This is a genomic window from Novilysobacter selenitireducens (assembly GCF_020026895.1).
Lineage (GTDB): Bacteria > Pseudomonadota > Gammaproteobacteria > Xanthomonadales > Xanthomonadaceae > Lysobacter_C > Lysobacter_C selenitireducens.
Map to the genome: position 1 here is coordinate 263,730 of NZ_JAINZW010000002.1, position 16,869 is coordinate 280,598.

A 16,869-nucleotide genomic window follows, 5' to 3' on the forward strand; every position below is an offset into this window, starting at 1 on the left:
GAGGAAAGGGCGTCGACGGACCGTGGGGGTGGTCGGGACGCGAGGGACCGCGTGGCACCCCCGCATCCTACGCGCCTGCGCCGCTGCATGGGCCGGACATGAGCCGCACGCCCGGGGCTGACCGGTTCAGCTTTGCCGCATCGGCCATCCCAACCCTTGGCACTGCGCGCGTGCTCGAAAGGTGGGGTACAACCCCGGGTCGGCCTTCGACCCGCCTGCCAGCCGGACGCGTCGAGCGGGGCCTGCCTGTCAAACCCGGAGAGATCGCCTTGAAGAAGACCCTGCTGTTTACCGCTACCGCCCTCGCGCTGGCCCTGGCCGCACCGGTGGCCGCCCAGAACCACGTGCCCGTGACGGGCAACGACGTGCGCGTGCTGTTCGACGACCACGCCCCGGCCGGCGGCGGTGCCGCCACCGTCGCCGCCGACCGTTACGGCACCTGGGGCATCGACACCGCCGGCATGGACCGCGACGTCGACCCGGGCGAGGACTTCTTCGCCTACGTGAGCGGCAACTGGGCCGAGGACACCGAGATCCCGTCCGACAAGTCGATGTACGGCTCGTTCCTGGTGCTGCGCGACCTGTCCGAGGCGCGCCTGCGCCAGCTGGTCGAGGGCTACGAGGCCGGCGACCCGGCCACCGATGGCGACGCCGCCAAGATCGCCGCGCTGTACCAGGGCTTCATGGACGAGGCGACGATCGAGTCGCTCGGACGCCAGCCCGTGCAGCCCAAGCTCGACTCCATCGCGGCGGTGGACGACAAGGACGGCCTCGCGCGCCTGATGGGTGAGCGCATGGGCGGCTTCGGCGGCACGTTCTTCGGCGCGTACGTGTCCGACGACCAGCGCGACCCCGACACCTACACGCTGTACCTGAGCCAGTCCGGCCTGGGCCTGGGCGACCGCGCGATGTATCTGGAAGACAAATTCGCGCCGCAACGCGAGCGCTACGTGCAGTACATCGCGCAGATGCTCGAGCTGGCGGGCTGGGACAACGCCGCGGCGCGCGCCGACGCCATCATGGCGATGGAAACGAAGATCGCCGAAGCGCATTGGACCCGCGCCGAGAGCCGCGACCGCGACAAGACCTACAACCCGGTGACGCTGGCGGAAATGGACGCGAAGGCGCCGGGCTTCCCGTGGGCGACGTTCTTCGATGCCGCCGGTGTCGACCACACCGGGAAGGCCGTCGTCCGCCAGGACACCGCGTTCCCGAAGATGGCGGCCGTGTTCGCCGCGACCGACCTGGACACGCTGAAGGCGTGGCAGGCGTTCCACACCATCGATGACGCCGCGCCGCTGCTGAGCAGGGCATTCGTCGACGCGAACTTCGAGTTCCGCAACAAGTTCATGTCCGGCCAGCCCGAGCAGCGCGCACGCTGGAAGCGTGGCGTGTCGTTCGCCGAAGGCGCGATGGGCGAGGCGATCGGCCGTGACTATGTCGAGCTGTACTTCCCGCCCGATGCCAAGGCCAAGATGGACGACCTGGTCGCCAACGTGAAGGCCGCGATGGGCGCGCGCCTGCAGCAGCTGGACTGGATGAGCCCGGAGACCAAGGCCGAGGCGATGTCCAAGCTGGCGGGCTTCGGCCTGAAGATCGGCCACCCGGACGAGTGGCGCGACTATGCCGGCCTGCAGATTGCCAACGGCGACGTGTTCGGCAACGCCGACCGCGCGCGCCAGTTCGAGTGGGACTACGACCGCAACCGCATCGGCAAGCAGGTCGACAAGGGCGAGTGGGGCATGACTCCGCAGACGGTCAATGCCTACTACTCCTCGGTCAAGAACGAGATCGTGTTTCCGGCCGCGATCCTGCAGCCGCCGTTCTTCGATCCCGACGCCGACCCGGCCGTGAACTACGGCGGCATCGGTGGCGTGATCGGCCACGAGATCATCCACGGCTTCGACGACCAGGGCCGCAAGTCCGACGGCGCCGGCCTGCTGCGCGACTGGTGGACGGCCGAGGACGCGGCGAAGTTCGAAGCACAGGCGGCCGAGCTGGGCGCGCAGTACGAGAGCTACGAGTTCCCGCAGCTGCCGGACATGCACATCAACGGCAAGGTCGCGATGGGCGAGAACATCGGCGACCTCGGCGGCCTGACCATCGCGCTTGAGGCCTACCGCCGCTCGCTCGACGGCGAGCCGGCACCGGTCATCGACGGCTTCACCGGCGAGCAGCGCTTCTTCATGGGCTGGGCGCAGGTGTGGCGGACGCTATGGCGCGACGACGCGCTGCGCCAGCAGCTGGTCAACGGCACGCACTCCCCGGGGCACATCCGCGCGTTCGCGCCGCTGCGCAACATCGATGCGTGGTACGAAGCGTTCAACGTGACCGAGGCCGACCCGCTGTGGGTGGCGCCGGAGAACCGCGTCCGCATCTGGTGATGCGTTCGCATCGACGTGATTGAAGACGGGGCCGGCCGTGATGACCGGCCCCGCTTGTTTTCACGACACCGGCGGCGGGACTACGGGTCGATCCGCAGCACTTCGCCGGTCAGCAGCGACACGCCCTGGTTGCTGACGTACAGCTCGCCGCTATCGCCGGCCAGGATCGAGGTCGGCCGGGTCAGCCCGCCGACCACCACGCTGCGCGTGCCGTTGGGCGCGACTTTCACCACCTGCCCGGGGCCGCCGAAGAACACCGGCCCGGTGGCATGCTCCAGCACGTACAGGCTGCCGTCGGGCCCGAAGTCCAGGTCGATGATGGTCTTGAAGCCGGCGTGGAACACCGTCGGTGCCTCGCCGGGCACGACGCGGTACACCCGTGCATCGCCCGCGGGGAATGGCGCTCCCGTGAGCTCGCCCACGTAGAACGCGCCGTCGGGGCCCTGGACCACCGAGGTCGGCACCGCGTCGTTCATGGCGCTGGGGCGGGAGCGGAACGAAGCGATCGTAGACACCGCGCCGTCGCCGGCCACGCGCAGCAGGGCATTGGCGCCGGCATCGGCGATCCAGCGTTCGCGCTGGCCGGCGAGCAGGCCATAGGGGTTGCTGTCGATGGGGCCGCCTGCGGGGTTGCTGGCGGATTCGTGCGCGGAAACGTCGGTCACGATGCGCCACGGCAGCCGGCCGGGTACGTAGAGCAGCGTGCCGAAGTTGGCGCCGACCGGCCCGAACAGCTCGCGTTCCGCAGGGTTTCCGCCGAACCCGACGGTGATGTACATGCGGCCGGGCCCGGCGAACCCGACGTCATGCGGACCGGTCACCTCGGTATAGCCGGCGTCGCTGTAGGACGGCAGGCCGGTGACGACGCGGTTTTGTTCGCCATCCAGCAGGCGCGTCACGGCGCCCGAGGGTCCGTAGCAGCGGGGCAGGCCACGCAGGACGGCGCACGGACCCGCGCCGCCGCGTCCGGCCTCGACGACATACAGGCCGCCGTCGGGCCCGAATGCCAGTCCACGCGGGTTGTCCAGGTTCGACATCACCTGCGTGACCGTGGCGGCCCCGGCAGGTTGGAACAGCAGTCCAAGCAGGCATGACGCCAGCACAGCGAACGTCTTCATGGTCGATCTCCAGGTTGGGGGCGGGAGGCGCACCGTCCCCGTGCCTGCACGCGCGCGCCACCCGTGCGAACGGCGTTGGACGTCGGACAAGGACAGGGCCGGGAGCGGTGCTGACGAACGGCACGACGCTCGTCCCGCGAACCCGCGTTGCGCGCGCGGAGGTTGGCCGGACGGACACCGGCAGAGGGGCCGCGCTGCGGCTACCATGGCGTCCTCGCTGGGGGGCGCAGGTCGGCATGTCGATACTGATGGTGGTGCTTTCGGTGCTGGCCGTGGGGACGGCTGGCGTGGTCCTCGTACAACGCCGGGCCGCGGCGCGTGCCGCCGTGGCTCGACGCGTTACCCGCGGTGCGGGTCCGCGCCCGTCGCCGGCCGCCGCCGCGCAGCCGTTGGCGCCCCTCGCAGAGGGCGAGCGTGACGGAGGCAGTGATATCCACGCACGCCTTGCGGCGCTGATGTTCCAGCGCGATGCGCTGCCGGCCACGGCGCCCACGCCTGCCGGGCTGGCCATCAACGACGCTGCGCGCCGGGTGCTGGAGCGGGTGGAGTCGCAACCGCGCTACATGCCGCGCCGTCCGCAGGTGTTGCCGCAGCTGATGCGTGCGGTCAACGACCCGGATGCATCGGGGCGGGCGATCGCCGGCATCATCCAGCGCGACCCGGCGCTGGCCGGCAACCTCCTCCGCATCGCCAACAGCGCGTTCTACCGCGTACAGGCCAAGCCGGTGGAAAGCCTGGAGCGCGCCGTCGCGCTGGTGGGCACGGACGGCCTGAGGCAGATCGTCGCGAGCGCACTCGTGCAACCGGTGGGCGGCGTTGGTGGCGGCACTTTCGGCACGGCCATGGGCGTGGCGTGGGACGAGACGCAACTGGCGGCCCTGGCCACGGCGGAGTTCGCCCGGAGGCGTGGCGAGGACGCGTTTGCCGCGCACCTGCTGGCGCTGCTGTTTGGACTGGGTGGAACGGTGGTGCTGCAGGTGCTGCGCGACCAGTACGCGCGGCACCCGGGCCAGGCCGTAGACGTGGCTGCGAGCGTCGAGTTGCTGCAGGCGGAGACGGCTGCCACGGCCCGTCGCATCGCCAAGGCGTGGCAGCTCACCGAACGCATGGACCTGGCCCTGGCGGAACAGCAGGCCGCCACGGGCACGGAGGACCGGGAGCCGGCGCGCGACACGCAGTCACCGCTGGGCAACGCGCTCGAGCTGGGACGCCGGGCTGGCGCGCTGGCCATGCTGGTACGCGCGGACCGCATGACGCTGGAGGACGCGCAGGCCACGCTCGGTGGCGCGGGCGAGTCGGACGCGGCGCTACTGGGCCGGCTGACCCGGGAAGCCGCCTGACGGAGCACCCGGCGGCTCGCGGGGCTACCGCGGTCACTCGCGCGGCGCGGTCGGGTCCAGCAGGTTGGCATCCCCCGCGTGCGTCGGCTCGAGGTCGATCTGTTGCTCGATGTCCCGCCGCGCCCGGGTCCGCTGGGCTTCGTCGGCTGGAGCCACATCCGGCACGGGAGCAGGCGGCGCCGCGTCCGCCGACCGCACCACCGCGTCGCCGGCAGCGCGCGTCTTGGCGGAACGCGGCTCGCTCAGTTGGACGCGATAGATCGGTTCGGGCAAGTCCATGCCGGCATGTTCCAGCGCGAGCTTCACCGCGCGGATCGCCTCGCTCTTGACTTGCGCGAAGTCGTGCGACCGCTGGTCCACCCAGCCCTGGTAACGCACCCGCACGTCGGAATCGCCCAGCGTGGTGATGAACGCGCGCGGCGCGGGTTCGTCGACGACGCCTTCGACCGCTGCCATCTTCGAGACACCGATGTCCTGCGCGCGCACCAGGTCCTCGTGGACGCCGATGCCGACCTCGAACTCGAACCGGCGCGAGGGGTTGCGCGTGTAGTTGAGGATCACCCCGCGGAACACCAGGGCATTGGGCAGCCGCAGGTGGTTGCCTTCCAGCGTCATCAGGACGGTGGCGCGCGAGGTCAGCTTGACCACCAGGCCCTCGTGGCCCTCGATCACCACGTGGTCGCGGGGTGCGAACGGCTGGCGCAGGCTCAGCAGGATGCCGGCCAGGTAGTTCTCCAGGATGTCCTTGAAGGCGAAGCCGATCGCGACGCCCAGTACGCCGGCGGTGCCGAGCACAGCGCCGACCAAGGCGGTGGCGTCCAGTAGCTCCAGCGCCAGCACCACGCCGACCAGCAGTACCGCCCAGCGCACGGTGGTCCTGGCCAGTTCCCGCATGAACGGGTTATGCCGCGAGATGCGCCCCAGCAACGCCCGGCGCGACAGCCAGCCGCCGAACAGCCAGGCCACGACCACGAGGGCGATGGCCAGCGCCAGCAGCGGCAATGCGGCTGCAAGGCTGTAGGCCTCCTCATACAGGCGCTCTGTCACGGGCTGCAGGTCCAATCGCGGTGTGGGTCTGGCCAATCGGTCCTCCATGGCTGGGCGCCGTGCCACCCGGTGCACAAGCGAAGGCCGCCACGGTGCCCTGAGCACTGTGCACGCCGGGTGGCGGCGGCCGCTGGCTGAACGGCTCAGGATGCGCGCCCGCCTGAGCGGCAATGCTCACCGGCTATTGATGCCCGCCACCTATGATGGCGGTCGTTTCGAATGGGCAGGCAGTCACATGGGTTCGGTACCGGCGTCCGGCGCGGCGCCCCGCATGCAACCCTGGACGTCGGCCGCCCACGGCAGGAGCGAGTACCTGCGCCTGAGGAACGTCGTCGATGCACTGGTGCGCATCGCCGAGCACTCGGGCGACACCGGGCCGTTCCTCGACGAGGCGACCGCCACGGTCATGGAGTTGACCCGTGCGACGGGCGCGGTGGTGCTGACTTCCGCGCGCGGTGGCCTGCAGGTGCGCTCCGCACGCGGCCAGATGAAGCACATCGAGCCGGCCGCCTTCGATGCGGGCCACACGCTGGCGCCTGCATGCCTGCGCTCGCACGAGGCGATGCACAGCAACAACGTCGAGGGCGACGACCGGGTACGCGTGCGGATCCGCAAGGGGCGGGCGATCCGCTCGCTCATCTGCACGCCCTTGCGCTATGGCGACGACGTGCTGGGCGTGCCGGAGGTCTGTTCGAGCGTCGTCCATGCCTTCGACGATATCGACGCGCAGGCGGTGGCGCTGATCGGCAATGCGTTGGGCGGTGCACTGGGGCGCCAGCTGGAACTCGACGAGAAGGCGCGGCTGCTGGCACGGCTGGAGGCCGCACTGCAGACCACGCGTGCCCAGGCGCGCCAGTACCAGGATGCGGCGCTGTGCGACGCGCTGACCGGCCTGCCCAACCGCGCGCATTTCCTGCAGCGGTTACGCGAGATGTGCGAGCGCGACGACCTCGCCGACCCGTTCGCGGTGATGTTCCTTGACCTGGACGGGTTCAAGCAGATCAACGACCGCCACGGCCATGCCACTGGCGACGCGGTGCTGCGCGAGGTTGCCAACGACCTGGGTACGCGGCTTCGCGAAGGCGACTTCATCGCACGGCTGGGCGGCGACGAGTTCGTGGTGTTGGCCCCCGGCATCCGCGAGGGCACGCGGAACGTGGCGTCGATCGCCGATGACCTGCAGCAGGCGTTGGCGCGGACACGCCCCGTCGAAGGCGTCTGCCTCGGCATCCACGCCAGCATCGGATGGGTACTGCATACCCCCGGATCGAGTGCGTCCTCGCTGCTGGCCCGCGCGGACGCTGCGATGTACGCGCACAAGAAGCGTCGTCGCACGGGCGGAGAGTCGCGGGCTCCCGGAGCCTGCGTCGTAGACACGTGAAAAACCGCGTCGCGGATGCACGTCGAATCACGATTGATTGTTCCAGCCATGGAGCCGTGATCCCTCTCCAGTGATCTGAATGCGCAGCCGATACCGTCATGGACGGGCACCCAGGTGCCGAACCACGGCTATCGGATCCTCCATGCGCATCGACACCCTCACCATCGGCCAGCGCCTTGCGCTCGGCTTCGGCCTTGTCCTGGTCCTGATCCTTGCCCTGACCGGCATCGGCATCCACCGCGTCCTGCGCATCGACGACGGCCTGTCGACGATCAACCAAGTCAACAGCGTCAAGCAGCGTTACGCGATCAACTTCCGCGGCAGCGTCCATGACCGCGCCATTGCGCTTCGCGACGTGGTCCTGTCCGAGGATCCGGCGGTGGTCGAGGAGGCCAACGCGATGATCGACCGGTTGACCGCGGACTATGCGCAGTCGGCCGCGCCGCTGGAGGCGATGGTGGCCGACCCCGCCACCGGCGATGCCGAAGAGGCCGCGATGCTGGCCGCCATCCAGGAGGTGGAGTCGCGCACGCTGCCACTGATCGAGCGGACGCGCGCCCTGCGCGAGGCGGGTGCGCTGGCTGAAGCCCGTGCGCTGGTATTGGGCGAGGCGGCACCAGCGTTCACGACATGGCTGGCGCGCATCAATGCGCTGATCGACCTGGAGGAGGCCAAGAACGCCCGCGAGGCGGAGGCCGCCGCTGCCACCGCGAACGGGTTCGCCGCGCTGATGCTGGTCCTGTCGGTGCTGGCACTGGTCATCGGTGCGGGCGTCGCCTGGCTGATCACCCGCAGCGTCATCGTCCCGCTTCGACAGGCACTGGACGTGGCCGAGCGCGTGGGTGCGGGCGACCTGGGTAGCGAGATCCGCGTCACCGGCAAGGACGAGGCCGGGCAGCTGCTGGCCGCGATGGGCCGGATGCAGCAGCAGCTGGTCGCGTTCTCGCAGGGCCAGCGCGAAATCGCCGAGCGCCATGAGGCCGGCGAGATCAGCTTCCGGATGGACGCGGCCGCGTATCCGGGCGTCTACGGCACGATGGCCACGGACATCAACGAGCTGGTGGCGGCGCACATCGCGGTGAAGATGCGCATGGCCGAGCTGGTCGCGCGCTACGCGATCGGCGACTTCACCGAGGACATGCCCCGCCTGCCGGGCGAGAAGGCGCGCCTCACCGTCATCATGGACACCGCCAAGGGCAACCTCACGCTCATCAGCGGCGAGATCAAGCGCCTGTCGGCGGCGGCCGCGGCAGGCGACTTCAGCGCGCGGGGCGACGCGGGGCGGTTCGAGTTCGGCTTCCGCGCCATGGTCGACGACCTCAACCGCCTCATGTCCACGGCCGATGCCAACCTGGCGCAGATATCGACCGTGTTCGACGCGTTCGCGCGCGGCGACCTCACCGCACGCATGACCGGCGACCATCCGGGCGTGTTCGGCCGGATCCGCGACGACGCGACCGGCACCGGCCAGCGCCTGACGGAGATCGTGCGCGGCATCCAGTCGGCCGTGGCATCGATCCACCTGGCGGCATCGGAGATCGCCTCGGGCAACGCCGACCTGTCGCGCCGCACCGAGCAGCAGGCCGCCAGCCTGGAGGAAACCTCCGCATTGATGGACGAGTTGACCTCCAAGGTGCGCCGCAATGCCGAGCACGCCGGCCAGGCCAACGCGCTGGTGCGCGATGCGGGCGAAGCCGCGGCGGCCGGTGGCCGCGTCGTCGAGGAGGTCGTGGCGACCATGGGCGCGATCAGCGAGTCTTCGCGGCGGATCGCCGACATCATCGGCGTGATCGACGGGATCGCCTTCCAGACCAACATCCTCGCGCTGAATGCGGCGGTGGAAGCGGCCCGTGCCGGCGACCAGGGGCGCGGGTTCGCGGTGGTGGCCGCCGAAGTGCGGAGCCTGGCCCAGCGATCGGCGGGTGCGGCCAAGGACATCAAGTCGCTCATCAGCGGTTCGGTCGAGAACGTCGAGGCGGGCGCGGACCGGGTCGCGCGCGCGGGCGAGGCGATGGGCCAGATCGTCGGCGCGGTACGCGAGGTGACCGACATCATGGCCGGCATCACCAGCGCGTCGTCGGAGCAGCGCAGCGATATCGAGCAGGTTGGCCAGACGGTGGTCCAGCTCGACCACGTCACGCAGCAGAACGCCGCCCTTGTCGAAGAAGCGAGCGCCGCGGCCCGCGGCCTGCAGGACCAGGCGTCAGGTCTGGCCGATGCGGTGGCGGTGTTCAAGGTGGCGGCGACACCGCGCCCGCTGCGTTCGGCGGCCTGAGCCCCGAACTGCCTGGCACCGGGGCGTCACCGCGCGCGGCCGAGCTCCATGCCGCCCGCGTCGCGGTGCAATTGCCGAAGGCGTCGGCCGAGCGCCTCCAGGTTGTCGCGGGTGGCATCGAGCGCGAGACGCCGCGATTCCGGCAGTGCGTCGCGCGCCGCCTGACGCAGCCGCGCGTCCTGCTGGCGCCATTGTCGGGCCTGCTCGTTGGCGCGTCGCTGGATCGCCTCGCGCTCGGCCTGCTGCGGCAGGCCATAGCCGTCGGGCGCCATGGCGGCCGGCCTCGAGAATGCGGCATCCACCTGCATCGCCACCTGCAGCGCGTCGCGCATGTCCGCGACGTTTTCGTCGTGGCGGCTGCGCTTGAACATCCGTCGTTTCAACACGTCGCGCGCGAGCAGTTCCTGCTGGCGTAGCGACGCCTGTTCCAGCACCAGCAGCGCGGCGGCGGCGCGCAGGTCTGCCCGTTCGATCCACGGCGCGCGCTGCGCGGGCGGCAGGGCGAACCAGTCCTCCACCCGCTCCAACGGCAGTGGCATCCGGGCGGCGGCTGCGTCCAGCATCGCCTGGTAGTGCGTGTCCTGCGACGGAAAGTAATGGCCGCGGCGGATGGCCGTGTCGGGGTCATCGAGCACGGAGGCGTCCGCGATGCCGGCGCCCTGCAGGCGTCGCAGCAGCCCGGTGGGCGTGATGCTGGACAGGCCGTTGCCCGCCAGGCGCGGCACGCCGTCGTGCAGCAGCTTGAAGGTCTCAGCCGCGCAGTTGTTGCTGACGAAGTAGTAGTCGCCTTCGTAGCTCCAGTGCAACTGCGCGGCGCGCTCGAGCAGGCCCCGGATCTCGGCGGCATCCAGCGCCAGCGGGATCGACTGCAGCCCGCGCAGCTCGACGGCCGTGTACTCCTCGACTACCTGAGACAGCGGCAGTACGAACAGGCGCGACGGGTAGCCGCCGGTCAGCCCGCGCCAGCTGGAGATCTGCACGTCGTCGACGAACGCGCGGAACGAGAGGACACGGTGATGGTCCAGATCGAGGCGGCAGTCCGGGCCCGGCTCGCGCCCCGGGGCGCACACAACCAGCCGCAGCATGCTGTGGCCCCAGCGGCTCATCGGGCGGCTGTTGGCTTCGGCCAGCAGGTAGTCGACCGCATGCACGCGGGCCGGGTCGAGTTGCAGCAGCGGTCCGGCGGCGTCGGCGTCGGGGGCCATGGCCGCGCCGGTGTCGAGGTACGGCAGACCGGGCGTGCATGGGCCACCCGCGTCCGTCATGCCGAAATGTGCGGCGAAGTAGCGGTGCAGGGCGGGCCGCCGGCAGGCGTACGACGGGTCAAGCAGCAGGTGTTCAAGGTTGACCGCGACGAACTCGGCCGGGTCGGTCAACTCGTACGGGTCCGGGCTGCGGTCCCGCATCGGGTTCTCGTCGATGCGTCCCGGGCCGAGCGCGCGCACCTGCCAGCCTGCGAGGTCCAGCAGGCGCGGGTCGCGAGACAGGGCGCGGCCGCTGGCGCGATCGTAGAGGTGGGCGAGCTCGTGGATCAGCGCGGCGCGCGCAGCAGTGCGACCCGCGTCGTCGTCCGCCGAGGTGCCCATCCAGCCGGCCAGCAGCGATGCCTGCAGCCGGATGCCTCCGGCGAATGCGCGCCCGTGCACGTGCGCGGGCAGCTCCTCCCATCGCACCTGGACGGAGTCTTCGAGGCGCTCGCGCCAGCGCGCGGGCAGCCGCGCGTCCACGTCATCGAGCAATGCCTGGCTTGCCGCCGCCTCTTGCGGGGTCAGGCCGTCGTGTCCACCGACCAGCTCGAGCGCCGCACCGGTGGCGGGCAGAGCCGCCAGCAGGGCGGCCGCGGCCAGCGCCCGCGCATGCAGGCGCAGCCCGGTCACAGTGCCAGGATGGCCCGCGCCAGTTGCAGGTCGTCGGCGTCCTGCGCGTCCTCGCGCGTTTCGCGCAGGTGGCGCAGCGCGGCTTCCAGGCGCGCGCCACGGATGGCGCCATCGGTGGCGACGAAGCGCGCGGCGTCGTCGCGCGCCTGCACCACGACCTTGTCGTCCCCCGAGGTGCTGCCCGAAGACGCCGAGGACCCGGCGGCGGACGATCCGGCGGAACTGCCGGCAAAGCTCGACGCCAGTGCCGACGTGGCGGGCATGGCGAACAGGGCGAGGGCGAGCAGGGCGGGCAGGCGGGGGGCGCGGATCATGGCGGAGTCTCGTTCGATGGGGCGGCGGGTGCCGTACAGGCGGGGAAGGGTACCGGCCCGTCGTCGCGTCGTCCCTGAACATGCGCACGGAACCCGACGTTCGCGTCCCGACCACTCCCAGGCCGATAGTGTCCCGGTCGGTAAACCACGACCGGAGGCCGGCATGCACGGGTCCTATGGGCGGTTCGCCGCCATGATCGCCACGTCCACGGCAGTAATGCTGGGGCTGATGTACCTCAACACCTACGCGCTCGACCATGTGTTCTGGAGCCAGACGCGGTTCTGGATGGCGCTGGTGATGGGCGCGACGATGGCGATCGTCATGCTCGCCTTCATGCTGCACATGTATCGCAACCGCATGGCCAACGCAGCGATCTTCATGGGCGCGGCCGTGGTGCTGGCCGGCTCGCTCTACATGGTGCGCAGCCAGGCGACGGTGAGCGATGTGTCGTGGATGAAGGCGATGATCCCGCACCACTCGATCGCGATCCTGACCAGCGAGCGCGCCACGCTGCGCGACCCGCGCGTGCGCGAACTGGCCGGTGAGATCATCGAGGCGCAGCGCCGCGAGATCGACGAGATGAAAGCGTTGATCGAGGACCTGGAGTCCGGAGGCAGTGGATCAGGCGATCAGCCGGGGTCTTGACGGCCGCGGTGGCGCGCCCCATCTGGGGGGTTCCAGAGGCAGTATTCCGGAGAAGACCATGGCCACCGGTTGGGCCGGCGACGGCGCCGTACAGGACCAGATCGACGCGACCGTGAAGGACGCGATCAAGCGCGCGCGCAGCCAACTCCGGCAAGGGCCGGGGCTTGAGCACTGTGAAGAGTGCGACGCCGCGATTCCCGAGGCCCGGCGCAAGGCGGTGCCGGGCGTGCGCCTGTGCGTGGCCTGCCAGGACGCCCACGACCGCGAGGAAGCCGGCGCGGGCGGCTACAACCGCCGCGGCAGCAAGGACAGCCAGCTGCGTTGAAGGTGCCGCCTCAGCGCCGTCCGCCGGGCTGGTCCCACTCCGACATCAGGCGCTTTGCACCCACCGCGTAGGCCGGCTGCATCGGTTCCCGGGTAGGGAAGGCGAAGTCCCGGTGCAGGAAGACCGACGTGGTCGAGGCGTGGAATTCGGTGACCTTGAAGCCGGAGAAGTCGACCTGGATGAGCCCCTGGTCGCGCAGCACGCCCGCGGTCCGCGGGTGCCATTCGGCATTGTCGAGGATCACCATCCCGCCCGTGGCCAGGCGGCCGGCCGACTCCTGGGCGCAGTCGTAGCGGTAGCCGGCCGAGTCGATAACGATGATGTCGAACTCGCCGGGGACCTCGTGGATGGCCCGCGGGAAGCCGTCGCCGTCGTCGAACAGCAACTGGGTGTCGGGACCCTTCAGTTCCAGCATGCGCTCATACCAGCGGCGATCGTTCTCCACGCTGGCGACCCGGGCACCGCGGTCCTGCCAGAACAGCGTGGACGCGCCCGAGCCCCACTCGAACACGCGCTTTCCGGAAAAGTCGAACTGGCGGATGTATTCGATGCAGGGGTAGGTGAACAGCGGGATCCAGCGGCCTTCGGCATCCCGGGGCACGTCGGCATCGGTAGCTGACACGAAGCCGTGGCCGTCGCGCAGGATGGCGCTGCAGGCGGCCAGGTACATCTCGCCGCGCGACATCGCGATCACGTCAGGGCGGCGCTCCAGCTCGCGCGGATCGGCGGCGCCTTCCGGGATGCGGCCCCAGTAGCTGTTCCGGCGTGTCGTCATGGTGCCTCTTGGTCGCGGGTCGGCCCATGAGTCTAGTTGAGCCCCGGAGTCCATGCCGAACGCGCATGGCGTTGTCATCGGCTTCTCAGGTGACGGAGGCCTTGCGTGTGGGTCGGGGTGCCGTGAACGCCTTCAGCTCCGATTCGTCCAGCGCAAGCCCGACGCTGTGTCCGCGCTTCGCCGACGTCACGGCCGCTTCCAGAACCGCCATCACCACAACGGCCTGGTCCGGCGTCACGGGAGTGGGCGCGCCATCGAGCAGCGCCGATGCGACGCCGCGGTAATACAGGGACTGGTCGCCATAGACGGCGGGCAGGTCCTGTTGGGCGCCATCCCCAGCGAAGTGGATGGGTCTATCGGGATCCGCACCCCAGCCCGGGTCGCCCGGCCTCACGCCCGAGGCCAATTGCTGTTCCTGCGGGTCGCTGCCGTGCTTGACGACACTGCCGCGGTCGCCGTGCAGCAGGAAGCGCGGCCCGCCGCCCGCGGCCATGAGTCCGGCCTGGAGGACTGCGCGTGCATCGCTGGACTCGAGCACCACGTGTGCCCAGTCGACCCCGCCCGCACCGTCGCGCTGGCGCGCAAAGGACGCCTGCACGCGTTCGGGGACGCCCATCAGGCACAGCGCCTGGTCGACCAGGTGCGGTCCCAGATCCCACCAGACACCACCCGCGCCGTCGTCGCGCTCGCGCCAGCGGTCGCGCACTTCAGGGCGGAAGCGTTCGAACCGCGATTCCAGGTGCAGCGGGCGGCCGATCAGGCCGGCGTCCACTGCGTGCCGTAGTGCGAGGAAGTCGCTGTCCCAGCGGCGGTTCTGGAACACCGACAGCAGGCGTCCAGTGCGCGTGGCCAGGTCGCGCAGCTCGCGCGCCTCGGCCAGCGACAGGGTGAACGGCTTGTCGACCACCACGTGCTTGCCGGCCTCCAGTGCGGAGCGGGCGAGACGCGCGTGGCTGTCGTGGGGGCTCGCGACGACGACCAGGTCGATGTCCGGGTGCGACAGCGCGACGTCGGGCGGCACTACGTCCACCTGCGGCAAGCCGGCACGAACCGCCTCCATGCGTGCCGGATCGCGGGTCGCCACCATGCGCAGCGACAACCGCGGCTCGGCATCGATCAGCGGCGCGTGGAACACGCGTCCGGCGAGGCCATAACCTATCAGGGCGACACGGATGGGGGTGCGTGTGGCGAGGGTCATCGGACTATGTCGGTCGGCAAGTGGGTGCATGGCGGCGAGGGTGACGGCGCGCCGCCACCATAACGCCACCGCAGCCACGCCGATGACGGCGCGGGTCGCGCCACCGCGATTGCGTGCTGCCGTGCAGAATCCACCACAGCCCGCCGCTGGAACCGCCATGAAGCCGATCGCCACCGTACCGCTGCCTGCCGCCGAACCGATGGACGACGCCACGCGCCTGCGGCACGCGACGGAGTTCGCCGAACGCATGGCGCGCCGCCGCACCGTGCGCGACTTCGCCGCCACGCCGGTGCCGCGTGCGGTCATCGAGGCCTGCCTCCGTGCGGCGGGCACCGCGCCCAGCGGCGCCAACCAGCAGCCGTGGCGGTTCATTGCCGTGTCCGACCCCGACACCAAGCGGCGGATCCGCGAGGCCGCAGAAGCCGAGGAGCGCACGTTCTATGAGCGGCGCGCGCCGGAGGAATGGCTGGATGCGCTCGCGCCCCTGGGTACCGACGCGGACAAGCCGTTCCTCGAATCCGCACCGTGGTTGATCGCGGTATTCTACGAGCGCTTCGGCGTGGACGCGGCCGGCGGCAAGCAGAAGCGGTATTACCCCCACGAATCGGTGGGCATCGCGACCGGACTGTTGATCGCCGCCTTGCACCACGCCGGCCTGGCGACGCTGACGCACACGCCCAGCCCGATGGGGTTCCTCAATGAGCTGCTGGGCCGCCCGCGCAACGAGATGCCGTACCTGCTGCTGGTGGTGGGCCACGCCGCCGATGGTTGCCGCGTGCCCGCGATCGAACGGCTGAAGCTCGAGGACTTCACCGCGTTCGTCTGACCGACCGGCGCAACAGCTGAACAACCTGAATTTCGTGGGTTACTCCCGTCTCACCCGGTGAGACGGCACCCCGCAGACTGGCCTGCCGAAGCCTGTCCGGCAGCCATGAACACCCTCGAGAAGCTGTCCATCCTGGCCGACGCGGCCAAGTACGACGCGTCCTGCGCCTCCAGCGGTGCGGGCAAGCGGCACTCGCTGGGCAAGGGCGGCGGCGTGGGCAGCACCGAGGGCATGGGCATCTGCCACAGCTACACGCCGGACGGCCGTTGCGTGTCGCTGCTGAAGATCCTGCTGACCAACTTCTGCATCTACGACTGCGCCTACTGCGTCAACCGCGTGTCCAGCAACGTGCGCCGCGCGCGCTTCGCCACCGACGAGGTGGTCCGGCTGACACTGGACTTCTACAAGCGCAACTACATCGAGGGCCTGTTCCTCTCCAGCGGCATCATCCGCAGCGGCGACTACACCATGGAACAGCTGGTCGAGGTCGCGCGCTGCCTCCGCGAGGACCACCAGTTCCGCGGCTATATCCACCTCAAGACGATCCCCGAGGCCTCGCCGGAACTGCTCGCCGCGGCGGGGCGGTATGCCGACCGCCTCAGCATCAATGTCGAACTGCCCACGGAAAGCGGGCTGGGCGCGCTGGCGCCGGAGAAGAGCGCGCGCGGCATCCGCGGCGCGATGGGGCAACTGCGCTGGCGCATCGACGAGTCGAAGGACGCGCGCCGGGCGAAGACGCCGACGCGGGCAAAGCCCCCGCGTTTCGCGCCGGCCGGGCAGAGCACGCAGATGATCGTCGGCGCGGATGGCGCCGACGACCGCGACGTGCTCGACGCCAGCGTCGCCCTCTACGGCAACTACCGGCTGCGGCGCGTCTACTACTCCGCCTTCAGTCCGATCCCGGATGCGTCCAAAGTGCTGCCGCTGAAGGCACCGCCACTGGTGCGCGAACACCGGCTCTACCAGGCCGACTGGTTGCTGCGGTTCTACGGGTTCGAAGTCGACGAGATCGCGCCGCGTACGCCGGCCGGTGCGGCGATGCTCGACCTGGAGGTCGACCCCAAGCTGGCCTGGGCGTTGCGGCACCCCGAGTGCTTCCCGGTCGACCTCAACACCGCGCCGAAAGAGCGGCTGCTGCGCGTGCCCGGTCTGGGTACCCGCAACGTCAAGCGCATCCTCGCCGCGCGTCGGCACGGCGCGCTGCGGCTGGACGACCTCGCGCGCCTGCGCTCGCCGCTGCGCAAGCTGCTGCCTTTCGTGCAGGTGGCCGATCACCACCCGCGGGGTGCGCTGGACCGGCCCGATCGCCTGCGCGCGCAATTGGCACCGTCGCCACGGCAGGCGGGGCTGTTCGGATGATGCG

Annotated in this window: 14 protein-coding genes; 8 read left to right on the top strand and 6 right to left on the bottom strand. The window is 70.4% G+C overall.

Annotated elements, in window-relative coordinates:
* The first annotated feature begins 269 nt into the window (after positions 1–269).
* Positions 270–2,384 carry a M13 family metallopeptidase gene (locus K6753_RS05035; protein WP_223675087.1) on the top strand — a complete coding sequence of 705 codons (2,115 nt, stop codon included), beginning with the start codon at positions 270–272 and terminating at the stop codon, positions 2,382–2,384.
* A gap of 80 nt (positions 2,385–2,464) precedes the next feature.
* On the opposite strand, the gene K6753_RS05040 is transcribed toward K6753_RS05035, so the two are convergent.
* Positions 2,465–3,502: a ScyD/ScyE family protein gene (locus K6753_RS05040; RefSeq protein WP_223675088.1), complete on the bottom strand. Its 1,038-nt coding sequence runs from the start codon at positions 3,500–3,502 to the stop codon at positions 2,465–2,467.
* 236 nt (positions 3,503–3,738) lie between these two features.
* On the opposite strand from K6753_RS05040, the gene K6753_RS05045 reads away from it, so the two are divergent.
* Positions 3,739–4,842 (top strand): HDOD domain-containing protein, encoded by a 1,104-nt coding sequence (locus tag K6753_RS05045; RefSeq protein ID WP_223675089.1) that lies wholly within the window; start codon positions 3,739–3,741, stop codon positions 4,840–4,842.
* Between the two features lie 33 nt (positions 4,843–4,875).
* Here the strand turns inward: K6753_RS05045 and K6753_RS05050 are convergent, their stop codons facing one another.
* A complete protein-coding gene (locus K6753_RS05050; RefSeq protein WP_223675090.1) occupies positions 4,876–5,889 on the bottom strand; it encodes a mechanosensitive ion channel family protein in 1,014 nt (337 codons plus the stop codon).
* Between the two features lie 271 nt (positions 5,890–6,160).
* Between K6753_RS05050 and K6753_RS05055 the strand changes: the two genes are divergently transcribed.
* The gene (locus tag K6753_RS05055) at positions 6,161–7,270 is read left to right on the top strand and encodes a sensor domain-containing diguanylate cyclase (RefSeq protein ID WP_223675091.1); all 1,110 of its coding nucleotides are present in this window, start codon (positions 6,161–6,163) and stop codon (positions 7,268–7,270) included.
* Between the two features lie 142 nt (positions 7,271–7,412).
* Positions 7,413–9,545 (top strand): methyl-accepting chemotaxis protein, encoded by a 2,133-nt coding sequence (locus K6753_RS05060; protein WP_223675092.1) that lies wholly within the window; start codon positions 7,413–7,415, stop codon positions 9,543–9,545.
* 26 nt (positions 9,546–9,571) lie between these two features.
* Here K6753_RS05060 and K6753_RS05065 read toward each other — a convergent pair whose 3' ends face one another.
* Together K6753_RS05065 and K6753_RS05070 are read right to left on the bottom strand one after the other, a co-directional pair.
* Entirely contained in the window at positions 9,572–11,407 is a 1,836-nt protein-coding gene (locus K6753_RS05065; RefSeq protein WP_425492080.1) for a DUF7844 domain-containing protein, read from the bottom strand.
* An 11-nt stretch (positions 11,408–11,418) separates the two neighbouring features.
* Positions 11,419–11,736, bottom strand: coding sequence for a DUF2388 domain-containing protein (locus K6753_RS05070; RefSeq protein ID WP_223675094.1), 318 nt, complete (start codon positions 11,734–11,736; stop codon positions 11,419–11,421).
* Positions 11,737–11,899: 163 nt separating this feature from the next.
* Between K6753_RS05070 and K6753_RS05075 the strand changes: the two genes are divergently transcribed.
* Both K6753_RS05075 and K6753_RS05080 read left to right on the top strand, forming a co-directional pair.
* Positions 11,900–12,382: a DUF305 domain-containing protein gene (locus K6753_RS05075; protein WP_223675095.1), complete on the top strand. Its 483-nt coding sequence runs from the start codon at positions 11,900–11,902 to the stop codon at positions 12,380–12,382.
* Positions 12,383–12,440: 58 nt separating this feature from the next.
* Positions 12,441–12,707 (top strand): DksA/TraR family C4-type zinc finger protein, encoded by a 267-nt coding sequence (locus tag K6753_RS05080; RefSeq protein ID WP_223675096.1) that lies wholly within the window; start codon positions 12,441–12,443, stop codon positions 12,705–12,707.
* Positions 12,708–12,717: 10 nt separating this feature from the next.
* Here K6753_RS05080 and K6753_RS05085 read toward each other — a convergent pair whose 3' ends face one another.
* Complete coding sequence (locus K6753_RS05085; protein WP_223675097.1) at positions 12,718–13,482, bottom strand: O-methyltransferase; 765 nt, start codon at positions 13,480–13,482, stop codon at positions 12,718–12,720.
* 85 nt (positions 13,483–13,567) lie between these two features.
* A complete protein-coding gene (locus K6753_RS05090; RefSeq protein ID WP_223675098.1) occupies positions 13,568–14,680 on the bottom strand; it encodes an oxidoreductase in 1,113 nt (370 codons plus the stop codon).
* Between the two features lie 157 nt (positions 14,681–14,837).
* Here K6753_RS05090 and K6753_RS05095 point away from each other — a divergent pair, with 157 nt between their 5' ends.
* On the top strand, positions 14,838–15,506 hold the full coding sequence (locus K6753_RS05095; RefSeq protein WP_223675099.1) for a nitroreductase family protein: 669 nt from the start codon (positions 14,838–14,840) through the stop codon (positions 15,504–15,506).
* Positions 15,507–15,611: 105 nt separating this feature from the next.
* On the top strand, positions 15,612–16,865 hold the full coding sequence (locus K6753_RS05100) for a putative DNA modification/repair radical SAM protein (protein ID WP_223675100.1): 1,254 nt from the start codon (positions 15,612–15,614) through the stop codon (positions 16,863–16,865).
* The last annotated feature ends 4 nt before the right edge of the window (positions 16,866–16,869 follow it).